Consider the following 23,703-nt stretch of genomic DNA (forward strand, 5'->3'; position numbering starts at 1 on the left):
ATATCAACATCTTCTCCGAAAAATATCTGACTTTTCCATTTAAACATTGTCATGTCGGCTTTTCAAGTCAACTTGCGTATTGATAACGCTTACAATAAGAAGTCGTTATTTTCAGACACATTCCCTATAGGTTTTGTATTGATGAACGCTTACAATTTGCGGTTTTCCCCTCTGTATTTTGTGTTTCAAAGCTGGATTCAATTCGTCAAGTCCGGTCTTCAAAAGCATAAATAAAAGCAGCTTAGGCATCGACCTCATACGGCTGCCTAAGCTGCTTTTAAAACACTTACTTTTCTTTTTTAAACCATTCATCAAATTGAGCCATCATATCAAGCATCGCCTTTTGATTGGAGAAAGACGGAAGATTCGCAAGCAGAATTTGCCCCGGCGCTTTCGTATTCTCTCCTTGTTTCTGAAGCACAAGGATGCTTTTGGCATGAGCTTCGTCTTTAAAAATAGATTTTGGCAGCTGCAACAGTGCGTTGATATGAACCTTATCTTTGAAAAACTGTTTCAGCTTGCCGCTTTGGGAGCTCTCAAACAAATGATTCGGAATCATAAAAAATAAGTAGCCGCCCGGTTTGGTATGCTTGACGCTCTGTTCAATAAACAGATGATGAGCGAAGGAATGGCCTTCGTCAGCTTTAAGCTCAAACGCTTCTGCTCCTTCGTCATTCGGATAATAGCCGACTGGCAGATCACAAATGACCGTGTCAACTGGATCGATAAACAACGGCTCAAGGCTGTCTTGGTGGAAAAGCTCAAGCTCTTTTTTCAGAAGGTTCGCTTGGGCATAGGCGATCTTCAAGAGCACATCATCAATTTCAATGCCAAAGCTGTTTGCCGTTTTTTCAGACAGCTGGTTCAGCACGGTAAACAGAAGGTTCCCAGTTCCCAAGGCTGGATCAAGAATGGTCAGTTCCTTTTTGTCCGCCATAAACTTATTCACCAAATAGCTGATGAAAAGCCCGATCGTATCCGGCGTCATTTGTCTGTTTGGATGGGAGATATCTTTCATTCCTTTAAGGACGGCAAGCTGAAAAGCCTTGCGTACCCACTCATGCTCATACGTGCCGAAATCCGCTTTTTCAAGCAGAGCCTGAAGTTGTTTGGTTTTCTGATCAGCAGGCAGTTTCAGCTGATCCGTTTTTTCAAGAAAATACATTTCTCCTGCTTCGGCCAGCGCCTCTATATATGAAATCTGCAATTCATTCTTTATCATAATCGCTGCTTCGTTTAACAGCTCATACACCGCACCTACATGGTCGTTTTGCATATTGTGTTCCTCCTTGCCATGAAAAAAGCTCCGGCGTCAGCCTGGAGCTTTTTTCCCTGCTTACTTCACTAATGCCTTAGCAGCCTCAATTGGCTTTTCATAGTTCGGGTGGTTTGTTGCTTCGCTTACATATTCAGCGTAAACGACTTTTCCATTCTCATCAAGGACAAATACGGAACGCGCAAGCAAACGAAGTTCTTTAATATACACACCGAACGCTTCACCAAATGACATATCTCTGTGGTCAGACAGTGTTTCCACTTTGTCAATTCCGTTAGCGCCGCACCAGCGCGCTTGCGCGAATGGAAGGTCTGCACTGATTGTGTAGACGTTGACATCTCCAAGCTTTGCAGCTTCTTCGTTAAAACGGCGTGTTTGTGCATCACAAACACCTGTATCAATTGAAGGGATAACAGAAATAATCGTTACCTTTCCTTTCATGTCAGCTAACGATTTTTCTTCAAGGCTGTTAGTCAGCACTGTGAAATCAGGAGCTTGATCTCCTACCTTCACTTCTTGTCCGACAAGTGTAACCGGACCGCCTTTGAATGTAATTTCAGCCATTATAATTCCTCCCTTTTGTATGTATGTCTCTATCATAGTAAAGTTTCCTGCAAACTGCAAAGTTTATGCCAAAAAAAAGTTAACTGCGGCCAGCGCAGTTAACCTTTTTTTAATAATTCATATTGTTCATTTGGTTTTGATTTTGGCCCTGGCCTTGGTTCTTGTTATTTTTCTTGAACATTTGCTGGATGCGTTCGAGTGTTTGAGGGGCTGCGTCTAAAATTTTCTCTATTAAATGGGTATTTTCATCTAAATGAAGCATTCTGATGCCTGTCGATCCGACAATTAAAAACGCGATCGGCGTAATGGACACACCGCCCCCGCTTCCGCCTCCGAAAGGAAGTTTCTGTTCTCTTGTCTCATCGTCTTCCGATTTCTTTTCGGCCGGCTTTCCGCCAAACTCGCTTCCGCCTGCGGCGAATCCGAATCCAACTTTAGAAACAGTTAAAATCACACTTCCATCAGGCGTTTCTACTGGATCTCCGATGATGGTGTTAACATCAATCATTTCCTTCAAGTTTTCCATTGCGGTTTTCATTAAACCTTGGATGGGATGGTCTGCCATATACGCTTCCTCCTTAAACTGATGAATCATTCTTTGAAGTCATTCTAGCCGACGGATTCTTCTTTAATACGGATAGCTCCCGTCCGTATTTGACGAATTTGAAAGCTGCAAGCATAGCATGTCCAAAGCGAAAAAAGAATATACACTGAAAATGGGTCTTGGAAACAGGGACTTGAAACGACGGGATCACCTCATAGACAGGTTTATTCACAAAGTCCAGGTGGTCGTAGAGCATTGCTGCGATACCGCCCTTCACACCCCATACAGCACCTGTTAACACACCTGTCACTGCCGCGTCCTGAATTCCGATTACTGTAACCCATTCTAGTTTTGTGATATGTAAATGCGCGAGAAAAGACGCGCTGATTTTCCGTAGTCTGGTGACCTGATGCAAAAGCATTTCGATTTTATTAATGCTTTGCTGCACATCGTTTTGTGTAATTTTTTTCTTTCCGCTGCTTTTTTTCATTTTGGATTCAGTTTTTTGTTTGATATCCACTGTTCCGTCTTCATTGTTCACCTTAATCGCCGGGATTGTTTTTTTGATCCTTATAAGGCCAAACAGCGCCGTAATCTTCAAGGTCAATTTGTCATTATCATCGGCATGAAGATACTCCAGCGCGACATGGATTTTCATTCTGAGAAGCAGTACGATCCCTATGAGAATAAGAATGGCTGTCAGTACATACACCATATTCTTCACTTCCTCTAGGAGCATTATCGCCAATTCCTAAAAAAATAAACCCGGACGGAGGTCCGGGTTATCGGTTATTTGCGGTATAATTTTTCATGCACCACGGTGGTATCCGCGATGTAATCATGAATCCCTTGTTTTGTAGGTGAAAAAGCAACAACGATATATAAAATCCAAATCTTATCAATATACCGTCCAACCACTTCACGAAAAATCACTGTACTCCATGTCAGCTTGCTTTCTTGCTTCACAGAAACCACTTTGAGGCCGAACACCATTTTACCAAGCGTCTGCCTGAAGTATTTTGTCATTAGTGCGAAATAGGCAAGATACACAATAAGCGTTGTCACACTGAAGGCCGAGAAGGTAAACATGCCGGATGTTTTCGGCAGATCCAATACGGTAAAGAGGGGAGAAACGAGCAAATGGTTTAATCCCCATATCACGAGCCAATCAAGCAGGAAAGCCCAGAAACGAACCCAAAAGCCAGCATAGGCATGTGTCAGCTGCTCCGCTTCTTGCGGGCCTTTGATGTCATTGCGCTCTAACTCTTCATATGTCGCGTCCATTATTGTTCCCTCCTACTTCGCATAGAGATACATCATTCTCGGCGAACCGGATTGCGATAGAATTTCTCTCATATTCAAAAAATCAATTTCACTTTTAAACATTTTGTTCGCACCCATGGAAAACAGTGAGCCTAATCCGAAGCTTTCCTCATAAGAAATGACAGAGGCGTTTTTCAAATCCTTGTGATCCTTTTTCATCGCCGTAATGGTATCGTCATAAAAACCAAGCTCATCAACGAGGTTCAGTTTTTTCGCCTGCCGTCCGTCATACACGCGGCCGTCCGCAATTCTCTTTACCTCTGCTTTCGGCATGCTGCGCCCTTTTGAAATGACATCAACAAAGCCTTCATACGAATTATCAACCATCGATTGCATGATGTTTTTTTCTTCTTTCGTCATCTCACGGGAAGGAGACATAATGTCCTTATGGGCCCCGCTCTTAATCGTTTCAAAAGAAATGCCAAGCTTATCGGCAAGCTTTGAATAATTGACGCTTTCCATAATGACGCCGAGTGACCCGGTCAGGGTTTCCGGTGTCGCAAAAATCTTATCAGCCGCTGTTGAGATGTAATAGCCTCCTGATGCTGCCATCGAACCCATTGACACGTAAATCGGTTTTTTAGTTTCTTTCTTGATTTCTTCCAGTTTCTTATGTATTTCAGCACTTTCATACACTCCGCCACCCGGAGAATTCACCTTCAGAACGATACCTTTGACCGCCTTGTCATCTTTTGCGCGCTCAAGGTTTTTTAAGAACGTTCTGTGGTTATATCCGTCTGCACCAAGCAGACTGCTTGAGTCCCCATTATCCTGAATGGTGCCGCTGACCTCTAATACGGCAATTTTACTTGAGAGACTGCCGTTTTCCAGCGTCTTTTCCTGCGATTCATCCGTCAGTGATGTGAGATCCGTTTGAGCGCCTTTGACGCTTTCAAAGAAACTCATAGAGATGCTGACGATAATAGACACGCCGAAAATCCCCAGAGCAATCACTAATGCAATCCATCTTTTTGCATTCATTTTTTCTCCTCCTTTTTCCCAAACTCTCTCATTATACGATTCAATATGAAAAATGTTTCAATTAATGAGAAAGCTCCGGCTTAACGGGCTGCCGGCAAACGTGGTACACTTATGGCCAAAGGTATTTTATCACAAATACTGGATGGCAGAAAAACTTAAATATGACAGCAAAGGGGAAATGGGATATGACCGATCAACGCCGTAATGTTTATTTTTTTCACAAACAGGATCTGGAAACAAACGAACAAGCCCGCTCGTTAACACAATTGGCTGAAGAGCATGGATTTACCGTTGTGAACCAGCACTCAGACGCCAATATTATCGCTAGCATTGGCGGGGACGGCACATTTTTGCAGGCAGTCAGAAAGACGAATTTTCGTGATGACTGCTTGTACGTCGGCATTACCAAAAAGGGGAAAGCTCATTTATATTGCGACTTTCATAGTGATGAGCGAGAAAAAATGGTCGATGCAATGACGTTTGAACAAATTGAAGTGAGAAAATATCCGCTGATTGAAGTGACAGTGGATCATGCCAGTCCTTTTCACTGCTTAAACGAGGTATCCATCCGCTCAAGCATCATTAAAACCTTTGTGATGGACGTGCTGATTGACGATCTGCACTTTGAAACGTTTAGAGGTGACGGAATGATTATCTCAACGCCTACAGGGAGCACCGCCTATAACAAGTCTGTTGCAGGAGCGGTTGTTGATCCATTGCTTCCATGCATGCAGGTATCAGAGCTTGCATCCCTTAACAATAACACCTACCGGACACTCGGCTCGCCATTTGTTCTCAGCTCTGACCGAAAGCTGACCCTTCGTGTGGTGCAGGACGGCAACGAACACCCAATCATCGGCTTGGACAATGAAGCACTCAGCACGAGAAATGTGAAAACGATCGAAATCAAACTGTCTAATAAGAAAATCAAAACAGTCAAACTAAAGGACAATTCATTTTGGGAAAAAGTGAAGCGTACTTTTTTATAGAAAATAAAAGGACAGGCTGCTGCCTGTCCTTTTATGATTTCTCATATACAATCTGGCCGTTAATCACGGTTTTTTTAATCTCTAAAAGATGAAGCTGTGCGGGGGCAATGGCAAACGGATCACCACTGAGAACTGTAAAATCCGCGTCATAGCCTTCCGCAATTTTTCCGCGTGACTTCTCTTTATAAATGATACCGGCGCTACCTTCTGTATAAAGCTTTATCGCTTCATATACAGGTAAACATTCACTTTCATTATAGCTTGGCCCGTTTTGCTCATGACTGCTTTTCCTGAGGACCGCGGACTGGATCCCTAGAAGCGGGTCAACAGGCTCAATCGGGGCGTCTGAACCGCCAGCGCATAAAATGCCTTTAGATATGAGGGTTTTCCAGGCAAATGCAGTCTTCATCCGGTCTTTTCCGAGACGGTCAATGACCCACGGAAAGTCGCTTGCAACGAAGTGCGGCTGAAGGTCAAGTGCGATCGGCATGCGTGCTGCTCTCTCGATTAATTCGTTATCAAGCACTTGGGCATGAATAAGCCGATCATGCCGGCCGTTTTTGGGCGGATGCTTTTCTATTGCGTTCAGCACTTTTTCAAAAGCAAGATCGCCGATTGCATGAACAGCAACCTCCATCCCTTTTTCTCTCGCTTTGCGAATGAGCCGGCCAAGGGTTTCGTCATCGTGAACCTGAACACCATTTGTTGATGGATCATCCTGATATGGTTCTTTCAATAAAGCCGTTCTCCCGCCAAGCGCCCCGTCCGCAAAGATTTTCATAGCACCGAACTCCACATACGGGCCGGACAGCTTCTCCAGCTGCTCCCATCGATCGACAGCTTCATGATGAACGAGCAAATGGCAGCGAAACGGATACTTTCCGCCAGCGGCAGCTTTCTCATAAGCTTTCATCGGCACCGAAACATCACCATAATAGGACAAGTCTTCCGAATGACCGCCCGTCAGGCCTTTTGTCCAGCAATCCTTTATTGCAGCCGTTAATGCCTCATCAACATAGTGCTGAGAGACTGGCGGGACAGCCTTCAGAATCAAATCCTGCGCCTTATCAAACAGGAGTCCGGACGGCTCTCCATTTGCATCTTTCACGATGACTCCGCCATCAGGGTCAGGAGTATTTCTTGAAATTCCCGCTGCTTGAAGAGCCGCAGAATTGACAGCTATTGCATGCCGGCATATACGCTTGAGCAAGACGGGCCTGTCTGGAAACAGGCGATCAAGATCATGCTTAGTCAAGTAGTCAGGTGTCTCAAACTGATTTTCATTCCAGCCCTCTCCAATGAGCCAATCGTTTTTAGGAAGCTGCCGCTCTCTTTCCTTCGCAGCCTGTAAAATTGCATCTTTCGACGTCAGTGCGGACAGATCGAGCTGAAGCTGTTTCTCACCGTGGCCGATCAAATGTAGGTGGCTGTCAACAAAACCGGGGAACATCACTGCACCGTTCAGGCTGATTTCTTCTGTTTCCGGTGACCCGTACTTTTCCTTCAAACGTTCATAGCTGCCGGTGCCTTTTATAACACCATCCTCAACATAAACTGCCTCAGTCCGATCGCCTTCTTCGAGCATCGTATAAATGAAACCGCCGTGCCATATCGCCTTCATTCACGTTCACTCTCTTTCTTTACGCCTTTTTATTGGCTTTGAGCTGTTCTTCACGTTTTCTTAATTCCACTCGTCTGATTTTTGCAGAAGCCGTTTTCGGCAGGCTTTCCACAAATTCAATTTCTCTAGGATATTTGTATGGAGCGGTAATCGTCTTCACATGGTTTTGCAGCATTTTGACAAGCTCATCACTGCGTTTTTCATGATTTTGCAGGACAACATATGCCTTTACGATGGAGCCTCTGATTTCATCAGGGCTTGCGACAACAGCACATTCTTTTACTTCTGGGTGCTTAACAAGCGCGTCTTCCACCTCGAAAGGCCCGATCGTATAGCCGGAGCTGATAATAATATCGTCATTTCGGCTTTCAAACCAGAAGTAACCTTCCTCATCTTTTCTTGCTCTGTCTCCCGTTAGGAAATAATCGCCGCGAATTTGTGTTTTCATTCTTTCCGGATCTTTAAAATACTCTTTAAAGAGCGCAGGCGTACTGAGGTGAACAGCGATATCGCCAACCTCACCAGGTTTGCAGATTTCACCGTCTTCATTTATGATCTCCACCTGATTTCCCGGTGTCGGTTTTCCCATGCTTCCCGGTTTAATAGGCGTATCTTTCAAAACACCAACCAAAAGCGTGCTTTCTGTTTGGCCATATCCGTCCCGTACCTTAATGCCAAAGTGCTTTTGGAAAACATCAATGACTTCACGGTTGAGCGGCTCACCTGCGGAAACAGCGCTGTGCAGGGCAGAAAGATCAAAGCGGTCCAAGCCCTCGACCTTCGCCATTAAGCGGTATTCTGTCGGCGTACAGCAGAAAACATTGATTTTGTAGCGATTTAAAAGCTCTAGATATTTTTCTGCTTTGAATCTGCCGTGGTACACAAAACCGGTTGCTCCGCTGCCAAGCACCGCTAAAAACGGACTCCATACCCACTTTTGCCAGCCAGGGGCAGCAGTTGCCCAGACGATATCCTTTTCAGAAATGTCAAGCCAAGCGCCGGCAGAAGTTTTTAAATGAGCAAATGCCCATCCATGTGTATGTACAACACCTTTCGGCTGACCTGTTGTCCCGGATGTATAAGATAAGAAAGCCATATCATCTCTTGTTGTGTCAGCTGTTTTAAATTGGCTTCCGTCCGCTTCAATTGATAAGAGGTTTTTCCAGCCGGCATCATTTTCACCAATAGACAGTGTAATCAGTTTGTCAGCCGTACTGACATCCCGGAAAGCGCCAATAAATTCGGAGTAGACGATAGCGCCTTTTACCTCTGCATGTTCAATCCGGTATTCAAGATCTTTCGCACGAAGCATTTCGGAGCACGGAATGACAACCATTCCTGATTTCAGGATAGCCAAATAAACAGCATAGGCTTCAAGCACCCGCGGAACCATTACAATCAGCTTGTCTCCCTTTTTAAATCCAAGATCAGCTAAGGCCGCTCCGATTTTATTTGTTTCTTCCATCAGCTTTTCATACGACCAAGATTCTTGCTTACCCGACTCGTCCTCCCACAGAAGAGCGGTTTTTTGTCCAGCGGCACTGAACTTTTCCATTTCATTCACTAAATTATATTGCATAGGGGCAATTAAATCTTCACGTTTTAACACGAACAACTCCTCACTTTCTCCACCCATTATACATAAATACAGGCTCTTTCCGTAAGGATATGCCTAAAAGCAACCTCTGTAAACATAGATTTTATAGGCCGCTGGTCCTTTTTTATATGTAAAAAATGAAAAGGAGTGGGGATACCCCCACTCCTAAGCCATTATGTGAAATTGTAAATTAGAATTGTCCTCCGCCCATGTTTTGTTGAGCAAAAGATACAAGACGTTTTGTGATCTCTCCTCCAACAGAACCGTTAGCGCGAGAAGTTGTGTCTGCTCCAAGGTTTACACCGAATTCAGAAGCGATTTCTAATTTCATTTGGTCGATCGCTTGAGCAGCTCCTGGTACTAAAAGGTTGTTGCTGTTACCTGAGTTATTGTTAGCCATGTGTCTCACCTCCTTGTGAGTATAGAATGTGTCAAAACACATGGCTTCATTCAGAAAAACTTTGGTAATTGTATACAGGAGCTGAAAATTGATTTAAAAGAGTTCAGCGAATTTATCGTTAGCTTCTTGTTCGCTATAAAGGGTCATTGTCTCAATGTTATCTACCGCTTCTTGAATATACGGCTCGAAATCAACAAAGCTTTCAAAGTGTTCAATTTTCTCTTTTTTAGGGCGTGTTTTCGGGCTTGGCGGTGTAAAGATCGTGCAGCAGTCTTCAAACGGCTGAATGCTTGTCTCATATGTGCCAATTTCCCGTGATTTTTCGATGATTTCTGTTTTGTCCATGGCGATTAATGGACGCAAAATCGGTGTTGACGTCACCGCATTAATTGCATACATGCTTTCAAGCGTTTGGCTCGCTACCTGACCGAGGCTTTCTCCCGTAATAATGGCAAGCCCGTTTCTCTTTTCTCTGATTCTGTCGGCGATCTGAAGCATGAGGCGTCGGGTTGCCGTCATTGTGTAATTTTCAGGAATTTGTTTTTGGATGAGCTCTTGCGTTTTTGTAAATGGAACAATATGAAGTGTCATGCTTCCCCCAAAACGGGACAGACATTTCGCCAGCTCCATTACCTTTTGCTTTGCGCGCTCACTAGTGTATGGCGGGCTGAAGAAATGAACAGCTTCTACCGACAGTCCCCGTTTCATCGCATAAAAACCGGCCACAGGGCTGTCAAAACCGCCGGAAAGCATCAGCATCGCTTTTCCTGCTGAACCAACTGGCAGCCCGCCTGCACCTTTTTCATCACGAATTGTCAAAAATGTTGCTTCTTCCCTGATTTCGATTCTGAGCGGGATATCTGGGTTGCGAACATCGACCGTCAATCCTTCTGTATTTCGTAAAATATGGCCGCCGATTTCAGCGTTCATCTGGTTTGTATCTAATTCAAATTGCTTATACGCTCTCTTTGTCGCGACTTTAAACGTATCACCTGGTTTATATTGATCTTTGATAGCCTTTAGTGCGGTTTCCTTAATATCATTAAGGCGGCTGTCACACTTAATTGCCAGGCTGAAGCTTTGAATGCCAAACACTTGCTTTAAATGAGGAAAAAGAGCCTCAGGATCCTCTCCATTTAATGTAATCGTCATACGATCCCTGTTGGAAAAGTATTTTAAATTCGGATAGTCTTTCAAAACGAGTCTGATGTTTTGTTTTAAGCGCTCAATAAAGCTTTTTCTGTTTTTGCCTTTGGTCGAAATTTCCCCAAAACGAATTAATATATGATCGTAATTCATGTTCTACCTCATCATTTCCCTTAATTTTTTGATACCAGGACGAAGCGCGTTCATAAACGGTTCTGCCACATCGCTTGTCTGGCTGTAATTTAAACTGATTCTGATGCTGCTTCCGGCAATCTGCTCTCCTTTGCCCATCTCTAAGAGAACCTTGCTGGGCTTATGTTCTTTTGCCGAGCAAGCCGATGTTGTGGAGACGAAAATATCCTGTTCCTCAAGCATGTGTAAAAGCACTTCCGCTTTAATCCCCGGTACAGAGAAATTAATAATGTGCGGCGCGCTATTCATTTGAGGCGTGTTGATAACGACGCCCTCAATTTCACTCAGCCTTTTCATAAACAATTCCTTTGCGGCAGTCATCGTGTCAAGCCGTGTGTCAAAATCAGCAGAGGCAAGATTAATGGCCTTGGCAAGCGAAACCGCACCAGCAGTATGTTCTGTTCCGGCCCGTATGCCTTTTTGCTGAGAGCCTCCCGTTATGAGCGGAATAAGGCGTGTTCCTTCTTTTACAATAAGTGCGCCTGTCCCCTTCAGCCCGTGAAATTTATGCCCGGAAATTGAACATAGATCAATGCCGGCCTTTTCAATTGCCAAGGGCACTTTATAGATGCCCTGCACATAATCGACGTGAAACAAAATGTTCGAGTGCTCTTTCAGCACATCTCCTGCCGCTTCAATCGGCTGCACGGAACCGACTTCATTGTTCACATGCATCATGCTGACAAGCACGGTATCGGGACGGATGGCTGCTTTTAGTTCTTCAATAGAAACAAATCCGTCTTCATTTACAGAAAGATAAGTGATATCAAACCCGAACAACTCTTTCAGCTGTTCTAACGATTCCGTAACAGATGGATGTTCAATAGAAGTGGCAATGATATGTTTGCCTGTTTTTATCTTTGACAAAGCCGCTCCTTTTAAAGCCGCATTATTGGCTTCTGTGGCGCCTGACGTAAATACAATATCATATTTTTTTAGGCCTAAGGACCTTTTGATTTGATTTTTGGCTGCTTGAAGCAGCTGTTCCGTTTCGGCTCCATATCGGTGCAAAGATGAAGGATTGCCAAAGTATCGGCTGCTTGTCTGTTCATACACGTTCAAGACTTCATCGTAAGGCTTCGTCGTTGAACTATTATCTAAATATATCATCTTTTTTACTCCTTTATGAAAGCGGTACAAGGTATGATATTTATGTTACCATAACAAAATTTAATAGAAAATTACGAAAAACTAGTATTGACTTCTAATTTTTTTACCATATAATAAGATTTGTTCGTTTCGTCATATTATCTGACAATTAATTGACAGAATATTTTAACATAATTATTAGGAGGATTTTTTTCATGAAACACTCACTGCCTGTCAAAGATACCATTATTATTGGTTTCATGCTATTTGCGTTATTCTTTGGAGCAGGAAATATGATTTATCCGCCGGAACTTGGACAAGCAGCCGGACACAACGTCTGGAAGGCCATCGGCGGATTTTTACTGACAGGGGTAGGCCTGCCGCTTCTCGGCATTATCGCCATCGCATTAACCGGTAAGGACGCTAAAGGCCTTGCTGACAAAGCGCACCCTGTTTTCGGCACAATCTTTACTGTCGTGCTTTATTTATCAATCGGACCATTATTCGCCATCCCGAGAACAGGAACTGTTTCATATGAAATTGGCGCTGTTCCGTTTTTGACTGGCGTACCAGAAAGACTTTCTTTATTAATATTTACACTTATCTTTTTCGGCGTTACGTACTATTTAGCGTTAAACCCATCTAAGGTTGTCGATCGAGTCGGAAAAATTCTGACTCCCATCAAATTCACAATTATTTTAATCATTGTTCTCAAAGCCATCTTCACACCGATGGGCGGATTGGGCGCCGTGACAGAAGCATATAAAGGAACACCGGTTTTTAAAGGATTTTTAGAAGGCTATAAAACAATGGACGCACTTGCTTCAATTGTATTTGGCGTTGTCGTTGTAAATGCTGTAAAAAGCAAAGGCGTTACACAGTCTAAAGCTCTTGCTGCAGCCTGCATTAAAGCAGGTGTGATTGCCGCTTTAGGGCTGACTTTCATTTATGTATCCCTTGCTTATTTAGGTGCAACAAGCACAAATGCCATCGGTCCTGTTGGTGAAGGAGCTAAAATTTTATCTGCGTCTTCCCATTATTTATTCGGTTCATTGGGCAACATCGTACTCGGAGCAGCGATTACAGTCGCATGTTTAACAACAAGCATCGGCCTTGTCACATCTTGCGGCCAATATTTTTCAAAACTTATTCCGGCATTATCATATAAAATTGTCGTTACGATTGTCACGTTATTCAGCTTGATCATTGCGAATTTCGGACTCGCGCAAATTATCGCGTTTTCTGTTCCTATTTTATCAGCTATCTATCCACTTGCCATTGTCATTATCGTTCTTTCCTTCATCGATAAGATCTTTAAAGAAAGACGCGAAGTGTACATCGCTTGCTTGATTGGTACAGGACTTTTCAGTATTTTAGACGGTATCAAAGCAGCCGGTTTTTCACTTGGATCTTTAGATGTGTTTCTAAATGCGAATCTTCCTCTTTACAGCCTCGGCATCGGCTGGGTGCTTCCAGGAATCGTCGGAGCGGTTATCGGCTATGTGCTTACCTTATTCATCGGACCATCCAAACAGCTTAATGAAATAAGTTAATGTCACAGAACGCCTGCGTTATTGCGCAGGCGTTTTGCAATGAAAAAAAAGAGCCTGCTCATTACACTGCGGGCTCTTTTTCATAGTCGTGATTATCTAAGCGGATATGTCTGCTTTGATTTTTTCAACTGCACCTGGCGCAGCCTTTTCTACAGCGGCAGCTGCAATTTCATAAGAATCGTCATAATCAAAAGCATAAAAACGTCTTTCCGCTTCTTTCAGCTGTTCAGATAAAATATGATTCTGGCTTCTGAACCGGTTTCCGAACTGAATGATTTTTTCAATGAGGATGACCTGCTCGACAAGTTCCTCTGATTCCCGGCTTGCCCTGTTGACGATTTCTTCTGCTTGTTTCAAATGGGCTCCGGCTTCTTCCATATTTAATGGAAGTTCGTTTAGTTGATTGACTGTTTCTTGAATATGATGATGCGCGTTCTCCAGCATCTCTTGAATATGGCTCGGAATCCCTGGAATGTTGCTAGTCTTCAGCAGTCTAGCTGTCTCAGAAATTGTTTTTTTCAAATTGCTGAGCGTCTCCCTCGCCTGAAGCTCTTCTTTTCTCAGCGCTTGCAGATTTTCACGATACTCGGCATGCTCTTTTTTCACTTCTTCAATTTGCTTCTCTATTGAAGCAACTTCTTCTACTAAAAGTGAGTAAGCGACATGCTCTGCATCAAGCTTATCTTTAACGGATGATAGCAGCTTTCCAATTTCATCAAGGCGCTTTTCAAAAGCCTGCTGTTTGCCGAGCTCACCGGCTGTCAGCCTGTAGCTTTCCTTCACCAGCTCAGTTTCCGCCTTCGTATGCTCTTTCTCTTCTTTAAGCTTGTCGTAAGCAATAATCAATTCAGGCATTTTGCTTAGTACGGATTGACCGGCTTCAACTTCGCCCTCCAGCTGCTGATAAACAGATTGAATATTTTCGTCAATGAGCTGCAGGATTGCGGACGCTTCATCAATATCCAGCTCAGTCATCAGGACATGTTCCGCTCGTTTCAGCTGGTTTGACAGATTTTCTAATTCCTTATCAAGCTGGATATGCTCAAGCTTGTACCCTTTTTCTTTCATTTCGCCATAGCCATCCTTGAGCTTTGCAATCTGTCCGGGCACCGTCTGTTTACAGTCAGCTAACAGCTTCGGCACATCATCTATGTATGACTGAAGCCGTTCAAGATTGCGGTCCTGCTCAAGCAGTACTTTTCGTGCAGTAATATAGTTTCCGCCTTCTGTTTCTTCTTCAAATTGTTTGATGCCGCTCCAAATTTCGTCCAGATCCTTTTCAAGGCTGTCATAAAGCTCCCCGTAAAGGTGGCTGTAAGCCAGCAGGTTTTTTCGAGATTTCGAATAGCGCTCCCTCACCTGTTCAATCTCTTCACGGCTCTTTTCCTCACTTGTGACAAGATCGCTGATTTCCCGAAGAATCTTTTCAATGCTTGATTCAGCCGCTGTCAGCAGGTCGTCGATATGAACGAGCACTTGATTGGCCTTTTTAAACCGGTATTTGTCTGCATTTTCCTCGGCATCATAAAGGAGCTCTTCAACTTTCGGCATGTGGGCTGTGACAATCTCATCCCATTCTTCACGCCACTTCTCAAAGAACTCTTCTGTCTGACCCGTCATTTTTAAATGTTTTATTTTAGACATTTCTTCCACGATCGACCGATTCAGAATTTCAATCTTCCACGATTCCAGCCGGTCGATTTCGGCGTAGATTTTTTTCCTGAAAAAGTAGCCTGCCGCAAACAGCGCAAGCAGTACAATTAATAATCCAATGACAAACTCCATAATGAGCCCCCTTGCTGTTTACCTTAATCTGTCAGGGTGTTTTATTTATTCAGAAAGATTTCAGGATATGTATTGAGAAAAACTGTCGTTTTCATTGTTATTATGATACCATGTAACAAACATTTTTTGACCAGAAATCAAAAACTTTTTGTGCAAAATCGGCAGGATTTGACTATTTTTTCATGGGGTGACATCAATGCAAAAGCGAGACGGACATATTCACACACCATTTTGCCCTCACGGCTCCAATGACACACTCAGACAATATGCAGAAGAAGCCTTAAAAAAAGGGTTCGAATCGATTACTTTTACCGAACACGCCCCATTGCCGCCCTCTTTTACCGATCCCACGCCGCTGAAAGACAGCGCGATGGCGCAAGCTTCTTTGGAACGCTATATTCATGAAATTTCCGGATTAAAAAAAGAATATCGCGGACAGCTTAGCATACGGACAGGGCTTGAAGTCGATTATATCGCTGAATTTGAAGACGAAATTACATTATTCCTAGACACATACGGGCCATATTTAGATGACAGCATCTTATCCGTTCATTTTTTGCGCACAGACTCTTCCTATCTATGCCTTGATTATGACGAGCATACCTTCAAAGAGCTGATTTCAGCCTGCGGAAGCATTGAAGCGGTATATGAACAATATTACCGGAGTATCTATTCTTCCATTGTAGCATCTCTCGGCGTTTATAAGCCAAAAAGAGTCGGTCACATCACACTCGTCCAAAAATTCATCAAGCTGTTTCCATACAGCATGTCAGAACATATTCGCGGCCTCGTTTCCCTGTGCCTGAATGCCATTGAAGAAAACGGAATGGAGCTCGATTTCAATACTTCCGGCTTAAGAAAAACTTACGCTGGCGGTATTTATATCGAGGATTGGATGCTGAATGAAGCGAAGCAAAAGAAGATCCCGCTTGTGTTTGGGTCAGATGCCCATCAAGCGGGAGATGTCGGATATGCGTATGAGGCGTTTTTGGAACGGTGCTAGTTGGTGAGCGCCACGTCCCCTGTCCGGAAGACGCTTCTGATCCAAATCTTGATTTCTTCAAAATACATTTTATAAAAATACGGCTCGTGCGGCTGCATGTAGAGTACTTCTGAAATATATTGAGGCTGGAGATAGGGCATCATCAAGAGAGATTTTAATTGGAGAATAAAATGAGGCAGCGGCAGCGTTAAATATTCACGCTGTTTTTCTCCTTCCTCAATGATCAGCTGGAAGATATACTTTTCCTTCATTAGATATGTCGACATAATTTCCCTGATTAATGTGGAGTCAATTGTGACTTCCCGGTAGACAAAACGAGTTAATTGACGATGATTATGCTGATAGGATAAAATATCGAAAACCAATTGAAGAAGCTGTTCCTGAGTGCTTTGAGAAGAGATATTGCTTGCCGCTGTTTCAAGCGTTTTGCTGTAGCCTTCGTAAAACTCTGAAACTAAGTGTTCCATCAAGCCTCCTTTGCCTTTAAAATAGTAGGAGATGTGCGCAACATTTACATCAGCTGACTTTGCGATTTCACGGACAGACGTGCCAGAAAATCCTTTTTGGTTAAAAAGCATGACAGCAGATTCAATAATTTTGTCTTTGGTGCTTACTTTCATACGGCTCACTCCTTCCTCTTGATACTATTCAAGCAGAAAGCCGCTGTTCCTGTAAGAACTTATCGACAAATGCCGGCAGAAAAGCCGGAACTTTGTTTTATATTATAGAAAAAGTGAGGGTTTTCCATGTTCCATGTCGAAAAACAATCTGGAGATAAAGAAAAAGACTATCAGCTTCTGCTAAAACAGCTCGAAGCCATGACCGAAGACGAAACAGACCAAATAGCTAACTATGCAAATGCCTCAGCACTGCTGTATCATTCGCTGCCTGAAGTCAACTGGGCGGGTTTCTATTTTGCCAAAGAAGAGGATGGACAGCTTGTGTTAGGTCCGTTCCAAGGCCTCCCGGCATGTGTTCGGATTCCTTTCGGCAGAGGGGTTTGCGGCACAGCGTACGCAAACGGAAAAGTGGAACGTGTTGAGGATGTAAACGCGTTTCCTGGACATATCGCCTGCGATGCAGCGTCCCAATCAGAAATTGTGCTTCCGATTCGTGTAGACGGAAAAATTGTCGGCGTCTTGGACATCGACAGCCCAGTGAAAAACCGTTTCGACGAAATTGATGAAAAATACTTAACTCAATTTGCCGAAACGCTAGAAAAAGCGTTAGCGCAGTAATATAAAAGCCCAAAACTGATATCGTTTTGGGCTTTTTTTATTTTATTGAGTCATGAACCATCAAGCGGTTTTTCCCGCTCCGTTTCGCGCTGTAGAGCGCTTCATCTGCCTCATGCACAAGCTCTTTCAGCGACTTTTTTGTTTCTGTCGTCCAGCAGGAGATACCGCAGGAAATGGTTACCTCGGGTTTCGTATTTTTTCTGACCGCATAAACCAGTCGCTCGGTAATCCGTTTCCCCACTGCAACCGGCACATTTGGCAAATAAATCGCCAGCTCCTCTCCTCCCCAGCGGGCACCGACATCATGCTTTCGGATGTTGCTTTTAATCACTGAAGCGACTTGAATTAAAATCTCGTCCCCAGTCTGATGGCCGTACGTATCATTTACATTCTTAAAATTATCAATATCAACAAGAATAAAAACACCCTTTTGGTGGATTTTCATGCTGTATTGAATTTTTTCATCTAAATACGCTCGTGAATACAGTTCAGTCAGCTGATCTGTTTTCACGAGATGCTCAAGGCGGTCGCGAAGCATTGAATTGGTTACAGCCAGTGTCGCGTGATGAATCAGCGCCTGAAACAGCTTGTACATTTCAAATGTAAAAGCGTACAGCTCCTGTTTCAATAAAACCGCAAAGCCTAAAAGCCGGTCGTTTTGAATCATCGGAGCAGCCATCAGCGAGCCGTACCCCGCCTTCCCAAAAACAGACTGGCCATTCCCGATGAAAACCCCTTTTTCACCTTCATACAGCTTTTCTTTCAGCTCATTATAAAAATCTGACGGCTTCGCTTCTTTAAAAAATGCTGTGCTGCCTGGAAGCAATGTTAGGTTTTCAAAATGGTCTATATGAAAAAATCCCACTTCTTCTGCCTGAAACGATTCTGCCATTCTCACAGCCAGATCATTCATTGTATCAGTCAGTGTCAGCCGCTGATTCAGGCGGCGTGATGTTTCATTAATCAATTCCAAATTTGCGATGCTTGCTTTGGATTGTTCGTAGAGCTGGGCATTTTCAAACGCTTTTCCCGCGGCGTTTGCTAACAGCGACATTTCATCAAGGCAGGCATCAGCAAGAAAGCTGTCACCCGTTCCCTCAGCCTTCAACACCCCGTATGTGCCCTGCTGTCCTTTGATCGGAATATAGGCGGCAGATTCATTTTTCCGCAAAATGTCTCCGGACAAATACACTTTGAGCGCAAAGGAATCGGATTTTTCCCCTTCCATATACAGCTCTTTTGCAGGAATCCCTAAACATTGGTCTTGATCGTGCGATATAAATAAAGAAAACTCAAAAAGAGAAAATGTGCTGGTCAAGCTTTCTAAAAGCTGCTTCAGCACATCTGTCTGATCAAGCAGTGAATGGAACAGCTCTGTCATTTTGTATATCTTTTTTTGGTAGATCGTTTTGTTATAGAGTCTTTCCTGTTTCATCGACTGGTTTAAAAATGAAGCAACCACGTTCGGAAGCCCTTCAGGAATCTCTTCATCCTGCCTGCATGCAAGATGGAAACGCCTGCCAGAGCCGTCCTCAATCAGATAACATGAAGCGTTTATTTTTGAAGCGGAAAAACGCGCTTCACCATCTGCCAGTTTTGTCACAAAGTCTGATGGTGACGGTGTAAGCGAAACACAAAGGGTTGAAAAATAGGTTTGAATAGCCGAAGTCAGCCATATGAAAGAGTCGGTGAATGTGACTTTTTCAGATTTGGTTAATAAAAAATCGAGCATATGATAATGAAAGGCGGATAATTGATCTTTAGTTTGTTCTACCATGTTTTTATCACCTAAAAGTTTACCACTAATTTTTGTTTATTATATCATAAACGGTGAAGCAATAATGGAGGAATGGTTGACTTCAAAACAAATAAATTATATAATGACCTTTGTGTGAAATATTGCAGCCTTTTTGTTCAGCTTCTATGTTTTCATTTTGTTCCTTATCAATAAGGTGTATCGTGTAACTCTCTGCTGCTGGAGCGAGGATACATGAAAACAAAATGTGCATGGTCGAATAGAGCAGACGGTTTTTATTTTCCACAAAAATAAAACCAAAGGAGGAGTCACATTATGGCTCGCTATACAGGTCCATCTTGGAAACTGTCCCGCCGTCTAGGAATCTCTCTTAGCGGTACAGGAAAAGAATTAGAAAAACGCCCTTACGCTCCAGGTCCACACGGCCCAGGACAACGTAAAAAATTATCAGAATACGGTTTGCAATTGCAAGAAAAGCAAAAGCTTCGTCACATGTACGGTGTAAACGAACGTCAATTCCGCACTTTGTTTGACAAAGCTGGCAAACTAGCTGGTAAACACGGTGAAAACTTCATGATTCTTTTAGATTCTCGTCTTGATAACGTTGTGTACAAGCTAGGTTTAGCACGTACTCGCCGTCAAGCTCGCCAATTGGTTAACCACGGTCACATTCTTGTAGACGGAAGCCGCGTTGACATCCCGTCTTACCAAGTAAAACCTGGTCAAACAATCGGTGTTCGTGAAAAATCAAGAAACCTTTCTATCATCAAAGAATCTGTTGAAGTAAACAACTTCGTTCCTGAATACCTTACTTTCGACGCTGAAAAGCTTGAAGGTACTTTCACTCGTCTTCCTGAGCGTTCTGAACTTGCTCCGGAAATTAACGAAGCGCTTATCGTTGAGTTCTACTCTCGTTAATCGTTTTAAAAACCCCTGCCGCTATGCGGTCGGGGTTTTTTTATCGTCTATTTTGTCTTTTGCCTCTTGCTGGCCAACACTATCCTGCGCCTGCTGCTCCCAATAATCCCGCTGCAGCCGTTCTTTTGCAATCGTACACATGAGATTCACGCTTTAGTGCTCCTTTCATTTAAAAGGTGGTGATTGGTCGTGTTTGCCCTATCTAATATACTCTTTTCCTTTCATTCCTATGCCGTAAACAAAAAGATCCTTTGCCATCAGGGGCAAAAGATCTTTTTCTTATTTATACGTCACAAGGAAGTATTTTTTCTTCCCGCGGCGCAGAACAGTAAATTGATTTTCGATACGGTCTTCAGCTGATAGGGTATAATTTATTTCCGTCTGGCGTTCACCGTTAATGTAAACAGCTCCGTTTTGAATGTCTTCACGCGCTTGGCGTTTAGAAGGAGATAATTTAGATTGCACCAACACATCTACAAGTGAAAGCTCTTGGCTGCTGTCAACTTCCATAGAAGGAACATCTTTAAAACCTACTTTTACGTCTTGAGCAGAAAGCTCTTTAATATTGCCGCTGAACAGCGCTTGGGAGATGTTGATGGCTTGCTCCAGCGCCTCGCGTCCGTGAACAAGTGATGTCACTTCTTCTGCCAGGCGTTTTTGTGCTTCACGTTTTTCTGGCGCCGTTTCTGTTTTTTCAGCGTATGCTTCAATTTCCTCTTTTGAAAGGAACGTAAAGTATTTCAAGTATTTGACAACGTCACGGTCGTCTGTGTTGATCCAGAATTGATAGAATTCATATGGCGATGTTTTTTCTTTATCAAGCCAGATCGCGCCGCCTTCCGTTTTTCCGAACTTCGTGCCGTCTGCTTTTGTGACAAGCGGAATCGTTAGGCCGAACGCTTTTGCTCCTTCTTCTTCTGATTTTCTGATCAGTTCAAGACCCGCTGTGATATTGCCCCACTGATCGCTTCCGCCGATTTGCAGTTTACAGTTTTTGTCTCTGTAAAGATTTAAGAAATCATAAGATTGAAGAATCATGTAGCTGAATTCCGTGTACGAGATGCCGGATTCAATTCTTGAGCTGACCGTATCTTTTGCCAGCATGTAATTGATGCCGAAATTTTTACCAACGTCACGAAGGAAATCGATCACATTCATTTTGCCGATCCAGTCAAAGTTGTTCGCGATGACAGCTGGGTTTTCTGCTGCTTCAAAATCTAGAAATCTGGACAGCTGGTTTTTGATTTTTTGGGACCATTCGGATACGATGTCAGCGGTGTTTAATGTACGCTCTGCTTTTTTTCCGCTTGGATCACCGATGAGGCCCGTCGCGCCGCCCACAAGCGCAATCGGATGATGCCCTGCAAGCTGAAAACGTCGAAGTGTTAAAATAGGCAGCAGGTGTCCGATATGCAAGCTGTCTGCTGTCGGGTCAAAGCCTGAGTACAAGCGTATTTTTTCTTCATTCAGCTGTTTATTTAACCCTTCTTCATCTGTCATTTGCTGAATCAATCCGCGGAAGGATAAGTCTTCAAGTAAGTTTGTCATAAGATAAAGCTCCTTTTTTGATTAAAATAAAAAACGCCCCTTCGTTTACACGAAGGGACGATTGATTATCGCGGTACCACCCTACTAATAAGAGAATGCAAACATTCGTCTTATCACTTTGCCTGATAACGGATCAGGTCCGTTCTTTCACTACTGAAAGCCTGGGCGGCTTTGTTTGCAAAAGCGGTTCATGAGTGTATTCGATATATCCGTCTGTGCTGATTTTCACCGGCCATCAGCTCTCTGGAACGTAAGGATATTCTACTTGTCTCAATCTTTACCTTTTCATATGAAGCTATATCATTTTTAACATAAATAAAATCCTGTGTCAACGCCGCCTTTTAATCCTCCATTGTTGACAGATCTCCAGCCGGCAGATTAAGCTCCCATGCCTTCAGCACGCGCCTCATGATCTTTCCGCTTCGGGTTTTCGGAAGTTTATCTTTAAATTCGATCTCACGCGGAGCCGCATGGGCTGCAAGACCCTGCTTTACAAATAGGCGGATCTCTTCTTTCAGTTTATCAGACGGCTCAAATCCTTCCCTGAGTGCAATAAAGGCTTTAATGATTTCTCCACGCACCGGGTCAGGCTTTCCGATTACGCCTGCTTCTGCAATAGCCGGATGTTCCACAAGCTTGCTTTCCACTTCAAATGGGCCGACGCGCTCACCGGAGGTCATGATGACGTCATCAACTCTGCCTTGGAACCAAAAGTATCCCTCTTCATCCATGTAAGCAGAATCCCCAGACACATACCAGCCGCCCGGCATGAAATACGATTCATACTTTTCAGGGTTATTCCAAATGGTATGCATCATGGAAGGCCAGCCCTTTTTGATGGCGAGATTGCCCATTCGGTACGGCGGTAGCTCGTTGCCTTGATTGTCAACGATCGCTGCCTCCACTCCTGGAATCGGCTTACCCATTGAACCCGGTTTAATATCCATGCAAGGATAGTTGCAGATGAGCTGACTGCCCGTTTCGGTCATCCACCAGGTATCATGGATTCGTTTGTTAAAAACTTTATGTCCCCATCTGATGACTTCCGGATTTAGCGGCTCACCGACACTGAGCACATGCCGTAGTGAAGTTAGATCATATTTCGCAGCCATTTCATCTCCCGCTCCCATCAGCATCCGAAAAGCGGTCGGCGCGCTGTACCAGACATTGACGCCAAGCTGTTCAATCGTTCCATACCAGCTTTCCGGGCTGAAACGACCGCCGACGATGACATTTGTCGCTCCGTTCAGCCACGGTGCAAAAATGCCGTATACCGTACCTGTCACCCAGCCTGGATCAGCTGTGCACCAATAAATGTCTTCTTCCTTTAAATCAAGGACCCATTTTCCTGTTTGATATTGCTGAATCATCGCTTCATGGACATGCAGCACGCCCTTTGGCGTACCAGTGGAACCTGATGTATAGTGAAGCAGAAAGCCGTCTTTTTTATCCATCCATTCGATATCCAGTCTTGTGCTTTCCTGTTTCGCTGCTTCATCATAATTGATGATATTCGTGCCGCTCTCAGCCTCTCCCCCGACTACGAAGACATGCTGCAAGTGAGGCAGTTTGTCTGCCGGTATTCTCTCCAGCAGCTCAGGCGTTGTGACAACAACCTTTGCCTCACTGTTTTCAAGCCGGTCTTTCACCGCTCCCTCCATAAATGCTTCGAACAGCGGCCCGGCGATGGCGCCAATTTTGATTGCGCCAAGCATAATAAAATAAAGCTCGGGTGATCTTGGCATAAAAATAAAAACGCGGTCCCCTTTTTCCACATTTCCATACCGTCTCAGCACATTCCCGGCTCTGTTTGATTCTTCCTTCATTTCTTTAAATGTGTATTTTTCATCCCTTTTTGCGTCTTTATAATAAAGCGCTACTTTGTTTTTTCGAAACGATTCGGCATGGCGGTCAATCGCTTCATACGCCGCATTCAGTTTACCTGTCTCATGCCAAGAGAAATGTTTCTCTGCCTCGGCCCAATCAAAATGCCGGTACGTTTCTTCATAGTTTTTTAAGTTATGATCCCCCTCTATTGCTGGTAACGCTTTCAAATTCATGCCCAAACATCCCCCTTTGCTGAAGTTGTCACAATTATTATAGTATATATTCATATTCTTCTCAATTTTTAAAATATAAACCATGTTGAAAACGCTTTATAATTTGGTATTCTTAAAGAA

At 43.6% G+C, this 23,703-nt stretch carries 23 protein-coding genes and 1 other annotated feature; of the genes, 5 read left to right on the plus strand and 18 right to left on the minus strand.

Going from position 1 to position 23,703, the window contains the following annotated elements:
* Positions 1–111 precede the first annotated feature (111 nt).
* From CW370_RS15105 to sppA, 7 genes are all read right to left on the minus strand, one after another.
* Positions 112–315, minus strand: coding sequence for a hypothetical protein (locus CW370_RS15105; protein WP_154217711.1), 204 nt, complete (start codon positions 313–315; stop codon positions 112–114).
* Complete coding sequence (locus tag CW370_RS15110; RefSeq protein WP_024572162.1) at positions 287–1,276, minus strand: class I SAM-dependent methyltransferase; 990 nt, start codon at positions 1,274–1,276, stop codon at positions 287–289. The genes CW370_RS15105 and CW370_RS15110 overlap by 29 nt, the downstream gene beginning before the upstream one ends.
* Before the next feature lie 60 nt (positions 1,277–1,336).
* A complete protein-coding gene (tpx, locus tag CW370_RS15115; RefSeq protein WP_003223506.1) occupies positions 1,337–1,840 on the minus strand; it encodes a thiol peroxidase in 504 nt (167 codons plus the stop codon).
* A gap of 109 nt (positions 1,841–1,949) precedes the next feature.
* Positions 1,950–2,405, minus strand: coding sequence for a GerW family sporulation protein (gene ytfJ / locus CW370_RS15120; RefSeq protein ID WP_003223504.1), 456 nt, complete (start codon positions 2,403–2,405; stop codon positions 1,950–1,952).
* Positions 2,406–2,418: 13 nt separating this feature from the next.
* Positions 2,419–3,099, minus strand: coding sequence for a DUF2953 domain-containing protein (locus CW370_RS15125; RefSeq protein ID WP_024572161.1), 681 nt, complete (start codon positions 3,097–3,099; stop codon positions 2,419–2,421).
* A 74-nt stretch (positions 3,100–3,173) separates the two neighbouring features.
* A complete protein-coding gene (locus CW370_RS15130; protein WP_024572160.1) occupies positions 3,174–3,668 on the minus strand; it encodes an RDD family protein in 495 nt (164 codons plus the stop codon).
* 12 nt (positions 3,669–3,680) lie between these two features.
* Positions 3,681–4,688, minus strand: coding sequence for a signal peptide peptidase SppA (gene sppA / locus CW370_RS15135; protein WP_024572159.1), 1,008 nt, complete (start codon positions 4,686–4,688; stop codon positions 3,681–3,683).
* A 185-nt stretch (positions 4,689–4,873) separates the two neighbouring features.
* Here sppA and CW370_RS15140 point away from each other — a divergent pair, with 185 nt between their 5' ends.
* The gene (locus tag CW370_RS15140) at positions 4,874–5,677 is read left to right on the plus strand and encodes an NAD kinase (RefSeq protein ID WP_024572158.1); all 804 of its coding nucleotides are present in this window, start codon (positions 4,874–4,876) and stop codon (positions 5,675–5,677) included.
* Between the two features lie 31 nt (positions 5,678–5,708).
* Here CW370_RS15140 and CW370_RS15145 read toward each other — a convergent pair whose 3' ends face one another.
* From CW370_RS15145 to CW370_RS15165, 5 genes are all read right to left on the minus strand, one after another.
* Entirely contained in the window at positions 5,709–7,298 is a 1,590-nt protein-coding gene (locus CW370_RS15145) for an amidohydrolase (RefSeq protein ID WP_029945962.1), read from the minus strand.
* A gap of 19 nt (positions 7,299–7,317) precedes the next feature.
* Positions 7,318–8,907 (minus strand): acyl-CoA synthetase MbcS, encoded by a 1,590-nt coding sequence (gene mbcS / locus CW370_RS15150; RefSeq protein ID WP_015714519.1) that lies wholly within the window; start codon positions 8,905–8,907, stop codon positions 7,318–7,320.
* Between the two features lie 178 nt (positions 8,908–9,085).
* A complete protein-coding gene (gene sspA, locus CW370_RS15155) occupies positions 9,086–9,295 on the minus strand; it encodes an alpha type acid-soluble spore protein SspA (protein ID WP_003223491.1) in 210 nt (69 codons plus the stop codon).
* A 93-nt stretch (positions 9,296–9,388) separates the two neighbouring features.
* Positions 9,389–10,594 carry a tRNA uracil 4-sulfurtransferase ThiI gene (thiI, locus tag CW370_RS15160; RefSeq protein ID WP_024571564.1) on the minus strand — a complete coding sequence of 402 codons (1,206 nt, stop codon included), beginning with the start codon at positions 10,592–10,594 and terminating at the stop codon, positions 9,389–9,391.
* A gap of 3 nt (positions 10,595–10,597) precedes the next feature.
* Complete coding sequence (locus CW370_RS15165) at positions 10,598–11,743, minus strand: cysteine desulfurase family protein (RefSeq protein WP_024571563.1); 1,146 nt, start codon at positions 11,741–11,743, stop codon at positions 10,598–10,600.
* A gap of 194 nt (positions 11,744–11,937) precedes the next feature.
* Here CW370_RS15165 and brnQ point away from each other — a divergent pair, with 194 nt between their 5' ends.
* Positions 11,938–13,275, plus strand: a complete 1,338-nt coding sequence (gene brnQ, locus CW370_RS15170; RefSeq protein WP_003229322.1) for a branched-chain amino acid transport system II carrier protein — start codon at positions 11,938–11,940, stop codon at positions 13,273–13,275.
* Positions 13,276–13,371: 96 nt separating this feature from the next.
* Here brnQ and ezrA read toward each other — a convergent pair whose 3' ends face one another.
* On the minus strand, positions 13,372–15,060 hold the full coding sequence (gene ezrA / locus CW370_RS15175; protein ID WP_014480561.1) for a septation ring formation regulator EzrA: 1,689 nt from the start codon (positions 15,058–15,060) through the stop codon (positions 13,372–13,374).
* A 196-nt stretch (positions 15,061–15,256) separates the two neighbouring features.
* On the opposite strand from ezrA, the gene hisJ reads away from it, so the two are divergent.
* Entirely contained in the window at positions 15,257–16,063 is an 807-nt protein-coding gene (gene hisJ, locus CW370_RS15180) for a histidinol-phosphatase HisJ (protein WP_003229318.1), read from the plus strand.
* Here hisJ and refZ read toward each other — a convergent pair.
* Positions 16,060–16,683 (minus strand): transcriptional regulator RefZ, encoded by a 624-nt coding sequence (gene refZ / locus CW370_RS15185; RefSeq protein ID WP_014477663.1) that lies wholly within the window; start codon positions 16,681–16,683, stop codon positions 16,060–16,062. The two genes, hisJ and refZ, sit on opposite strands and share 4 nt — an antisense overlap.
* 126 nt (positions 16,684–16,809) lie before the next feature.
* Between refZ and CW370_RS15190 the strand changes: the two genes are divergently transcribed.
* Positions 16,810–17,301: a GAF domain-containing protein gene (locus tag CW370_RS15190; RefSeq protein WP_014477664.1), complete on the plus strand. Its 492-nt coding sequence runs from the start codon at positions 16,810–16,812 to the stop codon at positions 17,299–17,301.
* A 37-nt stretch (positions 17,302–17,338) separates the two neighbouring features.
* On the opposite strand, the gene CW370_RS15195 is transcribed toward CW370_RS15190, so the two are convergent.
* A complete protein-coding gene (locus CW370_RS15195; RefSeq protein ID WP_024571562.1) occupies positions 17,339–19,078 on the minus strand; it encodes a diguanylate cyclase domain-containing protein in 1,740 nt (579 codons plus the stop codon).
* Positions 19,079–19,372: 294 nt separating this feature from the next.
* Here CW370_RS15195 and rpsD point away from each other — a divergent pair, with 294 nt between their 5' ends.
* Entirely contained in the window at positions 19,373–19,975 is a 603-nt protein-coding gene (rpsD, locus tag CW370_RS15205; RefSeq protein ID WP_003223474.1) for a 30S ribosomal protein S4, read from the plus strand.
* Positions 19,976–19,996: 21 nt separating this feature from the next.
* Here the strand turns inward: rpsD and sr7p are convergent, their stop codons facing one another.
* The 3 genes from sr7p to acsA all read right to left on the minus strand — a co-directional run bounded on the left by sr7p (position 19,997) and on the right by acsA (position 23,583).
* Positions 19,997–20,125, minus strand: coding sequence for a small protein SR7P (gene sr7p, locus CW370_RS21730; protein ID WP_015483566.1), 129 nt, complete (start codon positions 20,123–20,125; stop codon positions 19,997–19,999).
* A gap of 129 nt (positions 20,126–20,254) precedes the next feature.
* A complete protein-coding gene (gene tyrS, locus CW370_RS15210; RefSeq protein WP_024571561.1) occupies positions 20,255–21,523 on the minus strand; it encodes a tyrosine--tRNA ligase in 1,269 nt (422 codons plus the stop codon).
* A gap of 50 nt (positions 21,524–21,573) precedes the next feature.
* Positions 21,574–21,810: a binding site (T-box leader), on the minus strand.
* Between the two features lie 54 nt (positions 21,811–21,864).
* Positions 21,865–23,583, minus strand: a complete 1,719-nt coding sequence (acsA, locus tag CW370_RS15220; protein ID WP_029318255.1) for an acetate--CoA ligase — start codon at positions 23,581–23,583, stop codon at positions 21,865–21,867.
* Between the last annotated feature and the right edge of the window lie 120 nt (positions 23,584–23,703).

It is taken from the genome of Bacillus sp. SN32, assembly GCF_002837495.1.
Classification (GTDB): Bacteria; Bacillota; Bacilli; order Bacillales; family Bacillaceae; genus Bacillus; species Bacillus subtilis.

Excerpts from the sequence above, each read along its gene's own strand:
- CW370_RS15110 (WP_024572162.1), bottom strand. The coding sequence starts at position 1,276 with ATGCAAAACGACCATGTAGGTGCGGTGTATGAGCTGTTAAACGAAGCA.
- tpx (WP_003223506.1), bottom strand. The coding sequence starts at position 1,840 with ATGGCTGAAATTACATTCAAAGGCGGTCCGGTTACACTTGTCGGACAA.
- ytfJ (WP_003223504.1), bottom strand. The coding sequence starts at position 2,405 with ATGGCAGACCATCCCATCCAAGGTTTAATGAAAACCGCAATGGAAAAC.
- CW370_RS15125 (WP_024572161.1), bottom strand. The coding sequence starts at position 3,099 with ATGGTGTATGTACTGACAGCCATTCTTATTCTCATAGGGATCGTACTG.
- CW370_RS15130 (WP_024572160.1), bottom strand. The coding sequence starts at position 3,668 with ATGGACGCGACATATGAAGAGTTAGAGCGCAATGACATCAAAGGCCCG.
- sppA (WP_024572159.1), bottom strand. The coding sequence starts at position 4,688 with ATGAATGCAAAAAGATGGATTGCATTAGTGATTGCTCTGGGGATTTTC.
- CW370_RS15140 (WP_024572158.1), top strand. The coding sequence starts at position 4,874 with ATGACCGATCAACGCCGTAATGTTTATTTTTTTCACAAACAGGATCTG.
- CW370_RS15145 (WP_029945962.1), bottom strand. The coding sequence starts at position 7,298 with ATGAAGGCGATATGGCACGGCGGTTTCATTTATACGATGCTCGAAGAA.
- sspA (WP_003223491.1), bottom strand. The coding sequence starts at position 9,295 with ATGGCTAACAATAACTCAGGTAACAGCAACAACCTTTTAGTACCAGGA.
- thiI (WP_024571564.1), bottom strand. The coding sequence starts at position 10,594 with ATGAATTACGATCATATATTAATTCGTTTTGGGGAAATTTCGACCAAA.
- CW370_RS15165 (WP_024571563.1), bottom strand. The coding sequence starts at position 11,743 with ATGATATATTTAGATAATAGTTCAACGACGAAGCCTTACGATGAAGTC.
- brnQ (WP_003229322.1), top strand. The coding sequence starts at position 11,938 with ATGAAACACTCACTGCCTGTCAAAGATACCATTATTATTGGTTTCATG.
- ezrA (WP_014480561.1), bottom strand. The coding sequence starts at position 15,060 with ATGGAGTTTGTCATTGGATTATTAATTGTACTGCTTGCGCTGTTTGCG.
- hisJ (WP_003229318.1), top strand. The coding sequence starts at position 15,257 with ATGCAAAAGCGAGACGGACATATTCACACACCATTTTGCCCTCACGGC.
- refZ (WP_014477663.1), bottom strand. The coding sequence starts at position 16,683 with ATGAAAGTAAGCACCAAAGACAAAATTATTGAATCTGCTGTCATGCTT.
- CW370_RS15190 (WP_014477664.1), top strand. The coding sequence starts at position 16,810 with ATGTTCCATGTCGAAAAACAATCTGGAGATAAAGAAAAAGACTATCAG.
- CW370_RS15195 (WP_024571562.1), bottom strand. The coding sequence starts at position 19,078 with ATGGTAGAACAAACTAAAGATCAATTATCCGCCTTTCATTATCATATG.
- rpsD (WP_003223474.1), top strand. The coding sequence starts at position 19,373 with ATGGCTCGCTATACAGGTCCATCTTGGAAACTGTCCCGCCGTCTAGGA.
- tyrS (WP_024571561.1), bottom strand. The coding sequence starts at position 21,523 with ATGACAAACTTACTTGAAGACTTATCCTTCCGCGGATTGATTCAGCAA.
- acsA (WP_029318255.1), bottom strand. The coding sequence starts at position 23,583 with ATGAATTTGAAAGCGTTACCAGCAATAGAGGGGGATCATAACTTAAAA.